Source organism: Streptomyces sp. GESEQ-35, assembly GCF_017948485.1.
Taxonomy (GTDB): Bacteria; Actinomycetota; Actinomycetes; order Streptomycetales; family Streptomycetaceae; genus Streptomyces.
Genome location: NZ_JAFFSX010000037.1, coordinates 62230 through 78838, shown reverse-complemented (window position 1 = coordinate 78838; position 16609 = coordinate 62230). Strand labels below are relative to the sequence as shown.

The 16609-nt window shown below is 66.9% G+C and carries 13 protein-coding genes and 2 pseudogenes; 5 read left to right on the top strand and 10 right to left on the bottom strand.

The window, feature by feature from the left end:
* Positions 1–426: 426 nt before the first annotated feature.
* The 3 genes from KCH87_RS44460 to KCH87_RS44450 all read left to right on the top strand — a co-directional run bounded on the left by KCH87_RS44460 (position 427) and on the right by KCH87_RS44450 (position 4758).
* The gene (locus KCH87_RS44460) at positions 427–1257 is read left to right on the top strand and encodes a hypothetical protein (RefSeq protein ID WP_210593666.1); all 831 of its coding nucleotides are present in this window, start codon (positions 427–429) and stop codon (positions 1255–1257) included.
* 1391 nt (positions 1258–2648) lie between these two features.
* Entirely contained in the window at positions 2649–3110 is a 462-nt protein-coding gene (locus KCH87_RS44455; RefSeq protein WP_210593665.1) for a hypothetical protein, read from the top strand.
* Positions 3111–3540: 430 nt separating this feature from the next.
* Positions 3541–4758, top strand: coding sequence for a hypothetical protein (locus KCH87_RS44450; RefSeq protein WP_210593691.1), 1218 nt, complete (start codon positions 3541–3543; stop codon positions 4756–4758).
* A gap of 270 nt (positions 4759–5028) precedes the next feature.
* Here the strand turns inward: KCH87_RS44450 and KCH87_RS44445 are convergent, their stop codons facing one another.
* The 4 genes from KCH87_RS44445 to KCH87_RS44430 all read right to left on the bottom strand — a co-directional run bounded on the left by KCH87_RS44445 (position 5029) and on the right by KCH87_RS44430 (position 9479).
* On the bottom strand, positions 5029–5844 hold the full coding sequence (locus tag KCH87_RS44445; protein ID WP_210593664.1) for an MBL fold metallo-hydrolase: 816 nt from the start codon (positions 5842–5844) through the stop codon (positions 5029–5031).
* A 131-nt stretch (positions 5845–5975) separates the two neighbouring features.
* Positions 5976–6866 carry a fumarylacetoacetate hydrolase family protein gene (locus KCH87_RS44440; RefSeq protein WP_210593663.1) on the bottom strand — a complete coding sequence of 297 codons (891 nt, stop codon included), beginning with the start codon at positions 6864–6866 and terminating at the stop codon, positions 5976–5978.
* Between the two features lie 74 nt (positions 6867–6940).
* Complete coding sequence (locus KCH87_RS44435) at positions 6941–8236, bottom strand: amidohydrolase family protein (RefSeq protein WP_210593662.1); 1296 nt, start codon at positions 8234–8236, stop codon at positions 6941–6943.
* Between the two features lie 73 nt (positions 8237–8309).
* A complete protein-coding gene (locus KCH87_RS44430; RefSeq protein ID WP_210593661.1) occupies positions 8310–9479 on the bottom strand; it encodes a PLP-dependent aspartate aminotransferase family protein in 1170 nt (389 codons plus the stop codon).
* Positions 9480–9633: 154 nt separating this feature from the next.
* On the opposite strand from KCH87_RS44430, the gene KCH87_RS44425 reads away from it, so the two are divergent.
* On the top strand, positions 9634–10071 hold the full coding sequence (locus tag KCH87_RS44425; RefSeq protein WP_210593660.1) for an Lrp/AsnC family transcriptional regulator: 438 nt from the start codon (positions 9634–9636) through the stop codon (positions 10069–10071).
* A 93-nt stretch (positions 10072–10164) separates the two neighbouring features.
* Here the strand turns inward: KCH87_RS44425 and KCH87_RS44420 are convergent, their stop codons facing one another.
* The 6 genes and pseudogenes from KCH87_RS44420 to KCH87_RS44400 form a co-directional block, all read right to left on the bottom strand.
* The gene (locus KCH87_RS44420; RefSeq protein ID WP_210593659.1) at positions 10165–11013 is read right to left on the bottom strand and encodes a PhzF family phenazine biosynthesis protein; all 849 of its coding nucleotides are present in this window, start codon (positions 11011–11013) and stop codon (positions 10165–10167) included.
* Positions 11014–11211: 198 nt separating this feature from the next.
* Positions 11212–11898: a hypothetical protein gene (locus KCH87_RS44415; RefSeq protein ID WP_210593658.1), complete on the bottom strand. Its 687-nt coding sequence runs from the start codon at positions 11896–11898 to the stop codon at positions 11212–11214.
* Positions 11895–12946, bottom strand: a pseudogene (locus KCH87_RS44410) (TniB family NTP-binding protein). Before KCH87_RS44410 ends, KCH87_RS44415 begins: the two are co-directional and overlap by 4 nt.
* Positions 12943–13248 (bottom strand): hypothetical protein, encoded by a 306-nt coding sequence (locus tag KCH87_RS50880; protein WP_374199103.1) that lies wholly within the window; start codon positions 13246–13248, stop codon positions 12943–12945. Before KCH87_RS50880 ends, KCH87_RS44410 begins: the two are co-directional and overlap by 4 nt.
* 123 nt (positions 13249–13371) lie before the next feature.
* Positions 13372–13560 (bottom strand): annotated as a pseudogene (locus KCH87_RS50875) (integrase); the annotation flags it as partial.
* Positions 13561–14829: 1269 nt separating this feature from the next.
* Positions 14830–15588: a TnsA-like heteromeric transposase endonuclease subunit gene (locus tag KCH87_RS44400; protein WP_210593657.1), complete on the bottom strand. Its 759-nt coding sequence runs from the start codon at positions 15586–15588 to the stop codon at positions 14830–14832.
* A gap of 293 nt (positions 15589–15881) precedes the next feature.
* Here KCH87_RS44400 and KCH87_RS44395 point away from each other — a divergent pair, with 293 nt between their 5' ends.
* Entirely contained in the window at positions 15882–16544 is a 663-nt protein-coding gene (locus KCH87_RS44395; protein WP_247197735.1) for a DUF317 domain-containing protein, read from the top strand.
* Positions 16545–16609 lie beyond the last annotated feature (65 nt).

Here is a 16609-nt window from a genome sequence, read left to right as displayed (position 1 = left end):
CGCCGAAGGACTTTTGGGCTGCGACCTGGGGATTCCGCCTGCTTGATCGGCTACACCACTCGGCGGGACGCCATCTAATCAGGCAGCGGTTCCGCCCGGCGGCGTGGAGAGCGAGAGCACATCCTTGAGTCGCAGGCGACTCTCTCGGCCCGCAACTACCGTGTGATGGACCAACGACCGTCTGCAGAATCCGTCCAAGATTTATTGCCGCTCAGGGCATCTGCCGGGACCGAAGAGGTGAAGCTGCTGAACCGACCCCAGGAGCCCACCGTGCCTGATCTCGTTCTCTCCACCACCGCTACGTCGTCCGCATCTGTCCTCAACAAGCCGGTACTCCCACCGATCCCTCCGATGTGGTACGTCCAGAGCCACGAAGTTCGCGTCCGCGCGACCTCAGGCGGAATCCACAAGGAGACGGGCCTCCCTGTGGGGGCCTTCCTGTACGAGACTGACGACGGCGGTCTCGTACAGCGCCATCAGCGAGACATCATCCGGGAGCCCGCGGTGGACGCCGTCATGGCCGCCCTGGAACCCGAGTCACCTATCGCCCTCCCAGGCGTCACAGTGCGGCTGCGTGCTGGCGAGGACGCCCGCTACAACACGGACTGGGTCAAGGACACCGAAGGGCCCGTACCCGATCTGATGGCGGCGCTGGAGGCACGCGCCGACGCGCTCCAGAATCGACAGGACAAGGTAGAGAACTTCGCTGCCCGCGTTCTGGGGGTGAACCGGAGTACACGCTGGTGCGAGGCGGTCTCCACCGCCCTGATGGGTGACTGGACCAGGCCACTGGACGAGCGCGGATGTCTGCCACCAGAGGCCCTTGGCCAGCTGCGCGCCGAGGCGCACACGATCCACCGCCAACTCGTCCCTTTGTGGCGCCGCCGGGTCCGGCGTTCCCGACTGCTACTCCTGGACGCACCGCTCGGCGACGGCCTGTGCCTCTATGACCTCGTCGCCGACCGGGCCAACCTGTCCGACGCCTGCCTCGGCATGGCCATCCACGATGACCGCCTCCTACGAATCGTGCACCACCTGACGTCGGAGGAACGTCTGGTCGTAGTCGCCTTGGCTGCCGGTGACGGCGCAACTTGGACCGAGGCTGCTGCCCACGCCGGCGCCTCTGACCCGACTGCGTTCGGTGAACGAGTCCGTCGCAAGACCCGTCGTCTCGCCGTCCGAGCCGAAGAACGTCGCGCGGCAGCTCGCGCCACGACCGATTCCACCCAAGGCTGGGCGGCCGCACAGGCACGGTGATTCCTTCCCGGACCTGCCCGTCATCCGCAGGGGACATCCTGCGGCCCACCAACCGTGGAGATCAATCGTGCCTATCGAAGTGTGGCTACTTCTTCCGCTCGCACTCCTACTCGGCCTCATCTGCGCCACAGTCGTCTGTCTTGTCGCCTTGAGCCGCGCTGATCGGACCGACATCGTCGCCGTCACCAGGGAACTGCCAGATCTCGCTGCCGTCTTCCTTCGCCACCGCCGGAAGCGATGACTACTCTGCAAGGTGGCGAGGGCCCTTCGCGACTAGGGTCGCTGTCAAACACCTCTCTTCGATGACAGCGGACAACTGGTGGAACGGTGGCGACGCCGCCCCCGCAGGCAGGTGCCCTTCGTCATCGAATCGAGGCGTTTGACCGCGAAATCAGCCGCTTCGCCTTCTCGCCCTACTGAACTTTCACCTCGGCGAGGAGGTTGACCACAGCCCGTTGCCGATCCAGGGTGGGCCCCCGCGCGGGCCGTGTGTCGGCAGCGTCTACGAACCGGGCGAGCACCTGAGCCCGCTGTCAGTGCGCCATGCGACCCTCGCCCCCTCGAGACGCTCGCTCAGCCGATGCGCCTGTTGAGATGGGGGACTACATGAGTGACGACACACAGACCGCCACGCTCTCGCCAGAGGATGCCATGCGCTCCGCCCGGCTGCATGCTCGCGCCGAGGCGGCCGTCATGGCGCTCTTCACCACGCGGGCATACGAACTGGGCTGGGCGGTACGGAGCGAGCCGAGTGGCGTCCGGGACCACGTGACGCTGTCCTGCGACGCTGGACATACGACTCAGGTGACACCCATCACCGCACTGCATCCCAAGCTCGGCAGCACGATTCTCCAGGCACCTGAAGGACAGGTGTTCCATCTGGAAGCGGGGATGGAGCACATGGCAGTGCCGGGAAATCCGCAGCTGGCAGCCTTCTCTATGGCGCTAGAGGAGTGCGAGCACTGCGCGCGGAAGCAGTGGGAGGAAGCTGCCCGCGCATCGTTCGCTGCCTACGCCATCGAGGCTGACCCCGAATCCTGGCCGACGCCGCATCCTCCAACGGGTATCCGACGAAGAAGGTTTGCTGCCTCCAGGGGCACGAGTTCACCATCACCGCGATGGATCCACGAACCCCTAGGCGCGAGCCAGACTACGGGCTTGCATACGGTCACACCTGGCGTGACTTCACCCTCACCGCTTCCGCAGTGAAACGACTTTGGCCTGAGTACGCGGCGATCACCGCAATGGCTTCACCGACCCCCCTGCGGAAGGGCGGTTACGGATTCACCCCAGGCGCCGGCGGCGCGGAAGGCCCTTGCGTTACGTGTGCGAGCATTTCTCAGACGCCCAAGCTCGTTGAGTTCAGACGTCGCGCTCGCGAAGAGAACGCGATGATCCTGGATGCCATGTCAGACCGGGTTCTCCAGGCCGTGCGCCTCTGCTGCGTTGCCGGGCACCTGACCTCGGTGAGCATCAACAACGGATTGAAGCGCGCGTTGTTGTGTGTTCGATGCGCGGGAGCGGGCATTCGCCCCGAACCAACTGTGTACTACGTGGTGGCTGGCGAGGCCATGGTGAAGCCCGGAATCTCCTCGGGTGACGGCCGAGGGCGGCTAGACACGCACCGCAGCCAGCACAGTCTGGATCAAGTCCGAAGGCTCATAACGGACCTGCCCATCGGCGCAGCCCTCAACGTCGAGCGGCACGTCCTGAGCGGATTGGCAGATCAGGGCGTCAGACCGGTGATGGGCTTCGAGTTCTTCGATGCCGTGCATATTGACCGGGTGTTGGCATTGGCTGACGAGTGGTTCGCAGCGAACCTGCCGAACTCCCCGTGGTCGGTGACGACCTAGGCCAGCCAGGGGAGCTTCTTGCCAACCAAATTAGTCTGCCAAGGTCACAGACCGGCAGCGGACTAACCATGCTGTTGTAGGTTCTCAACTTCAGTGTCAGGCGCCGACCCTGTGACCTGGATATTTCCCTTGAGTCTCGCGATGTGTCGGCAGGCGGCTGTCTCAGATCGGTGTCATTTCCTCAGGCTGTCCAGCAGGCTGCAACGCGGCCCGGGGCGTCACGAACCAGCATCGGCAACCATCCGTTCCACCCACTCACACACCTTCGTTGCACGTCCCGAGCGTCGTCGCCGACAAGCGCCTGCGGGACTACGGACGGGTTGATCAGCCCATAATTGGAGTCAGTGCCGAGCGATCCGGCGCATCGCACCCGCCCCGGGTGCACTCACCGCGATCGGAGAGCATCGTGAAGAACAGCGCGTTGTGGCGAGTGGTTGACAACCAGAGTGGTACCCAGTCCATCGTCAGCACGCCCTCCGAGGCGGTCGCGTTCGTCAACAGCCGGTTCCACACCGATGACGACGACGAGCCGTTCAGCATCACCGAGGTCGGTCCTCTCCTTCCGAAGCCGCTCGGGGTCATCACCGCATGGGCCGCCGAGAAGGACGGCGAGCGAACCGACGGGCGTACTGCCCCGATCACCATCAGGCCGGTTGTGACGGACAACGCCAGCGAGTGCGATGACGTCGTGCTCTGGGGCGACGTGTACGTCTCCTGGGACCACGACATGTACACCGTCGAGGAGCCGGACAGCTCCGAGTACAGCGAGGCTTACAGCGCAGCCGAGTTGAGCGCGATCCTCGACGAGTACGCCGACGACTACGAGTACGCGCCTGAAGGGCCCGACAGCCACAGGTGGCCGAAACCGGAAGAGTTGATCACCTACGGCGCCCAGGAGTGCGCCAAGCGGTTCGGGCACCTCGACGACGACGCCCTGCTGTGGCTCGCTGCCACCCGCATCACGCTCGCCGTGTGGCGCAACACACCCGTCGAGAACTGGCATGCCGGGAAGAGTCCGCTGCACGACGGCACAATGATGCGGATCAACACGGCAACCACCCGACTCGTGCGCTCGATGCTGTCGTTCGACCATGTCGACTGGATCGGTCTCGGTCTCGCGATCGTCAACCCGTCCCGAGTTCTACCGACCGGGCAATCTGTGCTCGAGCTCGGGCTGGCCTGCCACAACCCTGACGACCCGGCACACGAGGTTGATCCGCGCGTAGAACTCGCGGGGATGGCACAGGTCGCGATCTCATGGGGGCGAAGGTACTGCCTTCACGAGAAGGAGTTCGGCCTGCGAACCCTGATCGAATCCTTCTGCGCAACCGACAACGGCTGGTTCGGAGGACCGAGTTGGGGGCAGATCGTCGATCGGTTCCTTACGGCTGTCGACGACCGGGAGAATGCGCACTGGCGCATACACCGGGACAAACCTTGGTTCGACGAGTGGTTCACCAACCGGCCGGCCGAGATTGCGGACACCACGGAGTTTCGTCGGCTGCTCCTTGCCGGGCCTGACCTGCTGTCCGAGGAGGCCGCCGAATGGTGCGTGGATGGCGCCATCGGCTATGTCTGTCAGGGCGACCACGCAAACGGCTGCCCGCGGTGCGGTATCCCGCTGGCAACGGAGTCCTCAAACGAGTGACGGCAGTGGCCAGCGATGCTCAACGTGTCAGTTCGGCCAGTCACATGACATCACGACTGAGAAAATGCCACGGGATCTGAGAACCTACAGCTGTCAACGGACAGCAGTTGTCCTTTGACAACGAAGTTAGTCGGGTGCCGTGCGCTGACCTGCGCCGACTATGTTGAATGTCAACGAGGCCGCTCGTGTCGAGGTTTTCCGGTTCGGCTTTCGTCCGCGCTGTGCTTGGTGGCGAATCGCTGGATCGGTCACAGGTGCGTGCTTGCCGTTTCAGGCGTGCGCCGGAGCAAGGTACTCCAGCGCGTAGCCGGTGCCGTTGCGTGTCACGCGTCCTACTCCGGGTGAGTCCAGGTGGGCGCCGGCGACGAAGTACCCGGGGGTGGTGAGTTGTTCGAGGAGTGCGGTCCGTGCATTTCGTGCCTGGGGCTGTGCCCCGTCGAGTTCCCAGGAGACCTCTGGCTGGGCGAATTGCAGTGACGGTACGTGTACGGTGTCGCCCCAGACGAGGAGTCGGCTGGCGCTGCTGCTGACCTCGTAGACGGTGTGCCCGGGGGTGTGGCCGGGCGTTGGGACGGCCATTACCCAGTTGTTGATCGCGATCTTGTCGGTGATGGGGGCGACTCGGTCGCCGACCGGTTCGAGCCGTCCGGTGAACACTGCTGCGTCGCTTGCGCCGATCCACACGTGTCGGAGGTCGGGGAACGCTGGGGAGCCATCGGGGGTGATGAGTCCGTTGACGTGGTCTTCGTGGTTGTGGGTGATCGCTACGTCAGTGATGTCGCCGCGATCGATTCCGGCTTCGTCCAGTGCGTCGTAGAGCGATCCCATCGTCGAATGCCAGGCGTTGGACGCGCCGGTGTCGATGAGGACGGATGCTGTCCCGTCGGTGATGTGGAACGCGTTGACTGAGAGGCGGAGGTTCCCGTCGACCAGCGGGACGGTGTCGGGCAGCTGATCGAGCGTGTGTCCGCTTGCGTCACGCAGCCGTGTGGGCGGCATGTCGACGTAGCCGTCGCGCAGTGAGGTCACGGTCAGGTCGCCGAATTCGAAGGTGGCATGGTGTCGGCCGCTTGAGATGTGCCGCATGGAGTCGTCCTTGTGGGTGCGTGGTTGCTCGGTGGGGGATGTGCCTGCGAGCAGCTTGTCTGTGGAGATCGCCGCGGCGAAGGCGGCAAGTCCTGTGCCGGCGAAAGCCAGGAAGCCGCGGCGCGATTGGTTCAGGGACCGTCCTTCGGCTGCGTGCTGACGGTGTTGCGCAGCGTGCCCAGTGCGGTGATCGCGCATTCGACGACGTCACCAGGGGTGAGGAAGCGCGGCGGGTGGAACCCGAGGCCGACGCCCGCGGGGGTGCCGGTGGCGATGATGTCGCCGCTGTGCAGGGTGATTCCCGCGGAGATGGTGCTGATGAGGCCCGGGATGTCGAAGATGAGATCGGCGACGGGTGCCTTCTGGCGGGGCTCGCCGTTCACGGTGGAGGAGACCACGAGCCGTGTGGGATCGCCGACTTCGTCGGCGGTGACCGCCCAGGGGCCCATCGGGGCGAAGGTGTCGAGTGACTTGCCCAGGAGCCACTGCTGGTGGTCCCGCTGCAGGTCTCGCGCGGTGACATCGTTGATGATCGTGTAGCCCCACACGTGATCCATCGCCTGTTCGCGGTGGATGCCGCGCCCGCCGTGGCCGATGATGACGGCCAGCTCGGCCTCGTAGTCGAGTTCGGAGGTGACCGCGGGGTGAGCGTCGATGTCCTCGTACGGTCCGATCACCGTAGAGGGGAGCTTGGAGAAGACGACCGGTACGGTCGGCAGCGCCCCGGAGTGTTCTGGCTGGTCGTAGCCGGAGCGGCCGAACTCCGCCACGTGGTCGCGGTAGTTCTTGCCGACCGCGAACAGGTTGCGGCGTGGCTGCGGGATCGGTGCGAGCAGCCGGGGCGAGACCACGGTCGGCAGGCCGGCCGCGGTGTCGATGACAGGTCGCAGGTCTTCCCAGTCGTCGATGACGTCGAGCAGGGTGCGGTTGCCGAGCACACTGCTCAGGTCGCGTACGTGTCCTTCGTCGTCGACGGTGCCGAGCGCGGCGCGCTCGCCGGTGGTGAACGTGACGAGTTTCATCAGCCGGGCTCCTTCCTCATGTCGTAGTGGATCAGGGCGGCGGGTGATCTCTTGCTGCGGAGGGGTGGATGCGACTACTGCGCGGGCTGCGGACGCCAGGTGCCGTCGAGCGGGACGCCTGCCGCGGCGGCAATGCGGTCGCGGGACGCGATCAGCCGGGTCTTGAGCGTGGGCAGGTCGACGTCCAGCAGGGTTCCGTCTCGTTTGACCACGCGGCCGGCGACGAGCACGGTGTCGACCAGTCCGGGGTGCCCGGCGGAGACGATGGTGGCGGCCGGGTCGGTGACCGGGAACACGGTGATGTCGTCGGTGCGCAGCAGGATGATGTCTGCGTCCTTGCCGGGGGTGAGACTGCCGGTGCGGGCGTCGAGTCCGCATGAGGCGGCGGCGTCGACGGTGGTGAATGCCAGCAGGTCGCGGGAGTTCAGGGCGCCGTCCAGGCCACGCTGTACCGCGAAGGCGGTACGCATGGTGGAGAACATGTCGCCGCCGACCGAGGGGACGTCGTCGACGGAGAGCGTCGGGCGCAGGCCGGCGGCCAGTGCACGGCCGGTCAGCGGGTTGCCGAAGCCCATCTTCAATTCGACGTCCGGGCTGATGGAGAGCGAGCTGCCCGCGTCGGCGAGCATCCGCAGTTCTTCGTCGCTGATGCCGTTGCCGTGCACGAACGTAGTGGTGTCCCGCAGCAGGCCGTGCTCGTGCAGGTCGGCGATGGGGCGCTGGGTGCCGTCGGAGCCGGTGTGCAGACTGGTGCGCAGGCCGAGTTCCGCAGCCAGCTTCAGCTCCCCGGCGAAGGCATCCATGCCGGTGTCCTCCGGGCCGCGCAGTCCCCACACCAGGCTGACCAGCTGGTCGTGGGCCAGGTCGGCGTGGACGCGGCGGATCGCGTCGTCCACACAGTCGGCGGAGCCCCAGCTGGCGCCCAGGCAGAAGAGGGACCGCGCGGGGATGTCGCGCAGTGCAGCGATGGCGGCGTCCTCGTGCTCCGGGCCCCCTGCGACGTGGTACCAGTCCAGCATCGTGGTCACGCCGGAATGCAGGGCCTCAAGGCGGCCCAGCAGGGTACCCAGGTACACGTCTTCCGGCTGGTAGTGCGGCTTGACGGTGCCGTGCATGGCCACCGCCCACTCGGGAAACGTCCAGTCCGAGCCGGCGCCGCGGAACGCGGTCTGCCAGCCGTGGCGGTGGTTGTCGACGAAGCCGGGCATGACGATCCGGTCGGACGCGTCGATCACCTCGGCGTCCGGCGCGTCGATCTGCTCGGCCACATGGGTGATCTTTCCGTTCTCGATGAGTACGTCGCCGCGCTCGAAGTCCCCGATGGCCGGGTCCATGCTGACGACGGTGCCGCCAGAGAGCAGGGTCTTCATGACAGGGCTCCTTTGCTTCTGTGGTTCACGTTCACCCGCGCCGACCGGGCGGAGGCCCGCAATGTCGGGACGGTCAGTGGTGCAGGGCGTCGGCCGCGGCCAGGGCGTCGGCGACCAGGTCGGCGGTGTCCTCGGTGCCGGCCGCCAGCCGTACCAGGCCCGCCGGGACGGCGTCAGTGATCTGGTCGTCGCTGAGCATTCCGGCCCACATGGACGCCGGGTGCACGGCGAGGGACTCGACACCGCCCAGGCTGGCCGAGCGGCGCGGATAGCGCAGGTGGGACAGGAAGGCGTCGGCCATCTCGTATCCGCCGGTGAATTCGACGCTCAGCACGCCGCCGAATCCCGTCATCTGGTCGACGGCCAGCTTGTGCTGCGGGTGGGCCGCCAGGCCGGGGTAGTGCACGCGCTCCACAGCCGGGTGGCTGCTCAGTGCCTCGGCGAGGGCGAGGCCGTTGTCGTTGTGCCGCGGCACGCGCAGCGGCAGGGTGCGTATGCCGCGCAGCAGCAGCCAGGCGTCGATGGGGCCGAGGGTGGCGCCGGTGAGCAGGCTGGTGTCCCAGATCCGGTCCAGGATCTTCGCCGGACCAGCCAGCACCCCGGCGGAGACGTCGGAGTGGCCGTTGAGGTACTTCGTCGCACTGTGCCAGACCACGTCGATGCCGAAGTCAGCCGGACGCTGGTTCAGCGGGGTGGCGAAGGTGTTGTCCGCCAAGGTCAGCACACCGTGCGCGCGGGCCAGGTCGGCGACGGCGCGCAGATCGGTGATCTGCAGCAGCGGGTTGCTCGGTGTCTCCACCAGGATCAGCCGGGTCTTGGGAGTGAGGGCCTTCTCGAACTTCTCGGGGCACGTCTGGTCGATCAGCGTGGTGGACACGCCCAGGCGCGGCAGCAGATTGAGCAGGACCGACGCGGTGCCGCCGTAGGTGGACTTCTGCCCGATGACATGGTCACCGGCGGACACCAGAGCGAGTACCGCGGTGGTGATCGCGGCCATGCCGGACGCGGTGACCATCGCGGCCTCGGTGCCCTCCAGCTCCGCGACCACGGCCGCGACCTGAGCGTGGTTGGGGTTGCCGAAGCGGGTATAGAAGTCGGCGCCCCGCGGCTCGACGGCGCCGGCGGCAAACGTGGCCGCGTCCTCAGCCGAGAACGCCGCCGTCTGGTAGATGGGCGGCGCGACAGCGCGGCTGGAGTGGATCTCACGGTCGGTGTGAACGGTGACGGTGCTCTTGCCCGGCATGGCTGCCCTTCCGGAATTCGACGCTATGTCCATAACCAGCATGGCTGCCGGTGACGCCACCCTGACCCGGTTGCCAGCAACCTTGGCAGTATCTTGCGTCCAAGCGCGGCATCTGTTTGCGCTACACAAGTCTCTCAAGCAATATCCTGCTGCCATGGATGAAGTGGACCGCTCGATCCTGGCCGTACTCGAACGCGACGGCCGTATCAGCAACAACGAGCTTGCCGCCCGCGTCGGACTGACGCCTTCCCCATGCCTGCGGCGCGTACGGCAGCTGGAGGAGACCGGGGTCATCCGCGGCTACCGGGCGCTGATCGACCCTGCGGCGGTCGGCCGCGGGCTGCGCGTCTTCGCAGGGGTGCGGCTGATGCGGCACACCCGCGCAGCGGTGGTCGCCTTCGAGGAACAGGTGATGGAGCTGCCGGAGGTGACCGCCTGCCACCACATCACCGGCAACTTCGACTACCTGCTGCAGGTGGAGGTCGCCGACCTGCCCGCTTACGAGGACTTCCACGCCAATCAGCTGGCCGCCCTGCCCGGCGTCGGCACGGTCAACAGCTTCGTCATCATGAAGACACTCGACGCGGCATGACAGCCCAGCTGTCTGCGGCCCGCGCGACCCACGGTGACGGTCGTCCCATGACCGGAGTCGGTGGGTGCCGCGCCGGCGCGGGCGGTGGGACTGTCACGCGGTGATGGTGCCGCGGATGCACACCGTGGTGGCGCCGCTGACCCAGACGGTGCCGTCCGGATCGGCGGTGATCTCGATGCTGGCGGCCCGCCCCAGCCGGGTGCCCTGCGAGACCCGGTAGGCGGAGGGGGCGCCGCCGGTGGCGGTGAGCCACTGCCCGACGCCGGCATTCATGCTGCCGCAAGCCGGGTCCTCGGGAACGCCCGCCCCAGGGGCGAAGGTGCGCATCTCGAAGCGGTGTGAGGACCCCTCGGGGTGGGTCCCGATCGCGCCGACCATCGCGGTCGGGATGAGAGACAGGTCAGGCTCGAGGGCGAGGACTTCCTGCGCGGTGGCCAGCTGGACCACCGCCCAGCCAGGCCCGTTGTCCACCCACTGGTGGGCCAGCACCTGCTCCCGAGTGATGCCGAACGCCGCGACAATCTGGTTCAGATACGCGTCGTCGAGCGCGCCTTCGCGCACCTTGCGCGGGGCGGCGAAGGACAGTGAGCCGTCCCCACGGCGCACGGTGACCAGGCCGGCTGCGCACTCCTGCACGATCCGGTCGGCGTGCTGTGGCGTTCCGCCACCCTCCAGCCAGGCCCGCGCAGAACCGAGGGTCGGATGCCCCGCGAACGGCAGCTCGCCCCCGGGCGTATAGATCCGGAGCTGGTAGTCCGCCTCCGCGGCAGTGGGGGGCAGTACGAATGTGGTCTCGGACAGGTTCGTCCAACGCGCCAGGCGCTGCATCTCCTCATCCGTCAGGTCCGTGCCGTCCAGCACGACCGCGACCGGGTTGCCGCCGTAGGGCTGTGCGGAGAACACATCGACCTGCATGAACGAACGGGTTCGCGGCATGGTCATCGAGAGCCTTTCGCATGGTGCCAGCGGACTTGGTGTCCATCCGAGCTGGCGCCTGCGGGCCAGTACAGGGCCACTCGCACTGCAGTGGACTGAATACTGGCCCGACACTGGAAGTAGGCGATCACTGTCCACCGGCCGGAGTCCCCGTACCCGCCTGGCCGGCAGTGGCCTGCTCAGCGTCTTCGGTACCAACAGGCACTACTTAGCATGGACACCGTGGACAGCCAGTTGACCTGGATCGACTGGGGCGGATGTCACCGAGTCTGCTCGTGCTGACGCTATTCGGGGTCGCGTGTAACGGATGTAGTGGCGGATGCTGTCGTATGTGACCAAGTAGTCGTGGTGGTCCATGAGTTCTGTCCAGATCTGCCTTCCGTTGAGCTTCCTGCCGATCATGCCCTCGACCAGGTCGGCGAGTTCCCTTGTGATGGGGTCGGTTACCTGATTCGTCTCTGCGGTGGTCAGGCGTGGGACCTCCAGGGCGAAGCGGACGTCCGAGCAGCGGAGGTTGTGGCGCTTTGCGAGCGTGCGGATCTGCGTCCCCTTGAGGGCCTCTTGGGCGATGCGGTGGGCCAGGTCCTGGCGTCCGGCGAAGGGATTCCTCCTGGGGAGGCGTCGACGTGGTCTGTTTGTGCCGCCCAGGGAGTTGGCGTCGGCGAGAGCGCGTTCGAGTGCTTCGGGCGAGTGGCCGGCCGTGGTGGCGAGGTGTTCGAGGAGCGGCCTGCCGAACCACTGCGGTGGGCCGCAGAGATAGCAGTGCAGGAAGCTGGGCTGGAGATGGTTGGCGCGGGCCAGGCGCCGGATGTAGGAGTTGGTGGATTCTCCGAAGCAGGGGCGGAGTCGGACCGGCAGCGGCGCGAACCGAGGCGGCAGTTCACTGTTCATCGGGACGTAGCGGTCTTCGTGGCCATCGACGCCGTCGTGTGGGCGGTGTGGTCGAGCGGAATGGCCTGGAGGCTCTTCTTGGTGATCTTCTCGGTGCCGGTGAGGATGGCGTCGAGGGCGGCTCCGCGGATTGCGTGGGAGAGAGATCCGATCATGCCGCCGGTGTGGTTGTGCAGGAAGCGGTCCAGGTCGGTGAGTGTGCCGGAGCGGTGTTCGTGCAGCCGCAGGGTGTCTTCCATGGTGGCGACCAGGCCCTTCCATTCGCTGTTGTAGGGGAAGGGGCGGGAGGGGATCAGGGTGAAGCGGCCGGCGATCTGGGCGCCGCGTGTCCCGGACAGCAGCCCGGATTCGTCGATGTCGATGCCGGCATAGACGAAGGTGGCGGGCAGGCGTTCGGAGAAGTACTTGAGGGTGTCGGCGACTTCGGCGCCGTGGCGGCTGGTGAGCGAGATGTTGTGGAGTTCGTCGACCAGCACCAGAGCGGTGCGGGTGTCGGTGCAGACCCCGACGACAGCCTCGATGATGTCCGTCATGTTCGAGCGGGCCCGCACCGGCAGGCCCAGGAAGCGTGCGATCTCGGTCGCGATCATCCGGGCGGTCGCGGCGGGCGGGACGGTGACATAGACGACCGGAATCCGGTCTGTGGCATGGGGGTGCCGGGCCCGTCCAGGAGTTCATGGGAGCGCCCCAACTGCGCGATGGCGATGGTCTTTCCGGTTCCCGCCGGGCCGGAAACGATCAGCCCGCGGCGGGCGCTGATCGCGTGCCGGTTCAGCAGCACCAGACGACGGCCGCAGATCGCCGTCCGCTCGACGAACGGGGTGGCGACGGTGAGCATCCGCGCGTGATGGTCAAGGCGGGACTCGTCATAGAGATCCCGCTTGACTGGGTTCATCTGCTGCCAAGCACCGCGCGACGCCAAGACCGGGGGAGTGGGTGGGCCGTCGATGAACCTGCGCCATCCAGTCAACGTGTTCAGCTGCCGGTCGGCCTCGGCGTCGGGCTCTTGCAGCACGATGCGTCGGGCCGCCGGTTTGGAGATGGTCACGTGCGCCTCCAAGGATCGGCCAGCGGGTCAAACAGGCCCAGCGGGATGACCTCTGCCAGCGCGGAGTCCGCCGTGTCCTCGTCCATCGGCTCGCTCTCGGCCGGTGGATCAGAGATCTCCCGGTTCGGGGCGGTCGCTCGGGTGCGGGCTGCGACTCGGCGATCCTTCCTTGATCGTTTGACCGGAGGGCTCTTCTCGCCCGCAGGGCCGTCGTGGGCGCGCTTGAGCAGGGCGGCTGCCGCTTCCGCGATCTGGATTTCGCTGTCGTTCGGAACCTGCCGACGAGCGTGGTCCCAGGCCATCTCACCGAACGGGACGCCGACGCGGTGCAGGTGCCGCCAGAAGACGGTGATCCACCGGTCTCTCTCACCGCGGCGGTCGCGTACCCAAATCCTGGAGATGTCGTAGGGGTCGTAGTGGATCTCCCACAAGCCCTTCTTCTCCTCGACCCCGGAGTGCTGACGGCGCAGCGGGTTCAACTCCGGGCTGTCGTAGGTGCGGCGCTTGATCCGGATGCCGTAGGCGTTGATCGCGTGCCACCGCTCCGGCAACAACTCGACATAGTCCTGGCCGCTCAACGGGGCCGGAACGTAGCCGCACGACTCCAGCAGCATCGCGTACTTCTCGTTCGGCGAGAACGCTCGCTTCGGCGTGCTGGGATCGCGCAGCGCGTCGTGCGGCCGGTTCTGCCAGACCGACGATCCATTCGTCCAGCAGGTCCTGCAGCTCGGGCAAGGACCACAACGGCCCGTCTTCCACATGCCGGCCACGGCGCTCCACCGAGCGGCCGGTGTACCCCGCGACGAACTGCGCGAACAGCGTCGCCACCGATCCCAGCGTCTTCTCGATCACGCCCTTCTCGAAGGGCGACGCCTTGTGCGTCGGCTGCAGCGAGACGCCCAAGAAGCGGCAGGAGGCACGGAAGTTGTGCGAGATGAACACCTTGCCGTGATCGCAGACGATCGTCTCCGGAACGATCACCGGCCTCGCCGCCGCACGCTCCAACCGCTCGTCCAAGGCCAGCAGCCGCCGGTGCGGCAGGACCGACCGGGACATCCGAAGCGCCTGTGGCCACCCCGGCCGCATCGTCTCCGGCGTGATGCTGCGGGCCAGGAGGGCGGAGGCGTCGGCCGCCTTCGTCGTCGGACGCAGCACCGCCGCCGTGATCGACCTGGACGCGATGTCGACCAGCGCGGTCAGCTCGACCTTCTCCGCGATGCCATCGTCCAGCCGTACCAAAACGTCCAGCGGAGTGGAGTCGATCTGCATCAGCTCGCCCGGCGCGACAGCCGGGACCTCCCCGAACGGGCCGGCCGGACGCGCCTGCAACGAGCGGCGTGTCCTCGCCGAACCGGTCGCGTGCGTGCCGACCGCCAACTTGTCGAACAGCCGATAAAGCGTGCGCTCCGTAGGCAATTCGATGCCGTCGGCATCCTCGCGGGACTCCAGGATTTCCTTCGTCCGCCAGATAGTGAACCGGACCGTCCTCGAGGAGGCATCGGACGTCTCGGCGATCGCCTGCCTCATTGCCTCGACCACCAACGGGGAAATCTGGCCGAAGTCCGGCAGCTTCTTGGCCCACCGGCCATCCGCCAGCCCGACCAGCCCGTCGCGCTGATAACGCTGGCGCCGCTGCTTGACGCCGCTGGCCGTCATCCGATGGCCCGCCGCTGTCAGCTCGGCGGCCTTGGCCCGCTCCCGCTCGGCCAGGCAATGTTGCCGAGGGTCGAACTCCGGTCGCGGCACTGCCCCATGGGGAGCATCCGGCGACAACCCGTGCAGCACCTCCAGGATGTGTCCTTCCCACCAACTGGCCTGTTCAGCAGCCTTCTTAGGGAACTCCGCGATCCGCGCCGTCGGCGGGACCCGACGCTCCTGGCTCGTCATCCAGTACTCCCGCCAGCCCGGCGCACGACCGTGCGCGGCCCGAGCAGTTCGGTGTCCATCTGCTCGGCCGACAACTCGTGCTTCCACAAGAGGTGGAACAACACAGGCAGCGTCGCGAGCCGATCGCCAGCCGCATCAGCCCCGGCCATCAGCGGCCCCGGCCGCGAGAAGACCTCCGACAGCCGAGCTGTGATTGGCTCCCGTCGGCAGCGGGGGTGCCGGTAGCGCGACAGCCACCGGACATTCGCCAGTAGCACTGCCTCCGGCGTCCCCACCCGCTCGAACCTCCACCCAACTTCCGCACAGGCCCTGCGCGTCAATTCGAACGCTTCGGCATCCCGCGGAGGGATCCAGTCGTCGGCACGGACATCGACGACCACCGCCGAGCCATCCACCCGACGCACGAAGAAGTCCGGGGCATGCCGACGCTCACGTTCCCCGTCGTGCCAGTGCAGCCAGAACGGCTGGGACGCCATCCCCACCACTGCAGGATCGAAGTCCATGAGAACAAGCCGGTCCCGCTCCAACCACGACTCGAAACCTACGTGCTGCCCCATCGTCGCCGCCCAGTACCACCCGGGGAAACTGCGTCCACCCCACGACCACCGAAACGGCCGGACCGGCACAGCGTCTTCGAACCTGGCCGTCGCGCAGTCCAGCAACGGACGACGCTGCTTACTCCCGCGCTTGTCGGCGACACGACACGACACCTCGACGTACGGGGCTGTGCTCTCCACCCCTGTCGATACCGACATTCGACACCCCCAGCGTGATCACCTCTCCGACTAGATTCACTGTCAGAAAAGCCGAAACGACTGAGTTCGCCGTCAAACGCCTCGATTGGATGACAAAGGACAGCAGTTCGCTTGGGGCAGACAGGACAGATCTCGAAAGGTCTGGTGCACGGGCGCAACCCATGTCAACGTACGACGCCCGGCTAGAAGATCCATCCGCCGAGTCTACGGAGACGCCCCTGCACCCGCACCACCCCGACAACCCCTTCCGCTCCGACGCACACGACCCGGGGTACTGGGTCACTCCGCGCCACTTGGCTGGTGATGACGGCGCCCTCGCCGAGCGGATCGGTGAGACCCTGGTCGGCCTTGGCTGGCGGATGTGGCCGACGGCCCGCAACACCCTGCTGTACGTGAGCCCGGACGGGCTGTGCGGTGCTGAGTGGATTCTTGCGGCCTACCCGTTTGAGCTTGGCGGCTTGCCGGTGGCCTGGCAGCTCAGCGCTCGCCCTGACGTCGCCGCGGCGATGACGGCGTGGAACGCGTACTTCACCGGCGGCGTCCCGTGCGAGGTGCTCGCCGATTTCCTCGTCGCGCTTGGCACGCGTCCTGCGTCTTACGACGGCCCTGAAGGTCACGAGTGTGTCCTCAACGCCCTTACTGCCCGGGGCTGGATCCGTGACGTGGATCGGCCTCGTTCCACCGCTACAGACCCTGGCTTCTCCTGCAACATCTCGCTGGAGATGCTGCCGCCGCTCGTCCAGGATGGCGATCCGCGCACCGACTTGATGGGCTGGCAGGCGTGGGCGGAACCCGTCCTCGGCGCTCCGTATTTGTGGTGTGCCAGCTTCAGCGCCAGCGTTCCCCATGACCTGGTCGCGGCGTTCGCCTCCTCGCTCGCTTCGCCGGTCCCGGTGCCCCGCCGCACTTTGCCCGAGGGCGCTAGCGGCCGACTTCGGATAGTGCGCCGTAGCTGATCGATGCCTGGAGTGGTTTGCGCTGCTCGACGCCGACTTCCTTTGAGAGATCCGCTTTCCCGTGC